This window comes from Cupriavidus sp. SIMBA_020 (assembly GCF_046535395.1).
GTDB classification, from domain to species: domain Bacteria; phylum Pseudomonadota; class Gammaproteobacteria; order Burkholderiales; family Burkholderiaceae; genus Cupriavidus; species Cupriavidus campinensis.
Genome location: NZ_JAWRWU010000075.1, coordinates 1 through 449, shown reverse-complemented (window position 1 = coordinate 449; position 449 = coordinate 1). Strand labels below are relative to the sequence as shown.

The window sequence follows — 449 nt, the reverse complement described above, 5'->3', positions numbered from 1 at the left end:
GTCGATGGCGGGCGCGCGGCGCTGTACCACGATTGACGCAACGATTCGAAAGACCGCACGTGCGACGGCCGCGCGCACGCTGCGTCGAAACCAACAAGCGGCTGCATCCCGTTCGATGAAGACAAGGAGACACTGGAGATGAAACGCAGAACGTTCGTAACGCTGGCCGCCGCCGCGGCGGTGGTGATGGGCAGTCCGGTCGCGCACGCGGCCGATCCGGTCAAGATCGGCTTTCTGGTGAAGCAGCCGGAAGAGCCGTGGTTCCAGACCGAATGGAAGTTTGCCGATAAAGCCGGGAAGGATTTAGGGTTTGAGGTTATTAAGATTGCCGTGCCGGATGGCGAAAAAACATTGAACGCGATCGACAGCCTGGCTGCCAGTGGCGCAAAAGGTTTCGTTATTTGTACTCCGGACCCCAAACTCGGCTCTGCCATCGTCGCGAAAGCGCG

Annotated in this window: 1 pseudogene; it reads left to right on the top strand. The window is 59.9% G+C overall.

The features are described from left to right. Positions 1-186: 186 nt before the first annotated feature. A pseudogene (locus tag SB751_RS28220) lies at positions 187-449 on the top strand (arabinose ABC transporter substrate-binding protein); the annotation flags it as partial.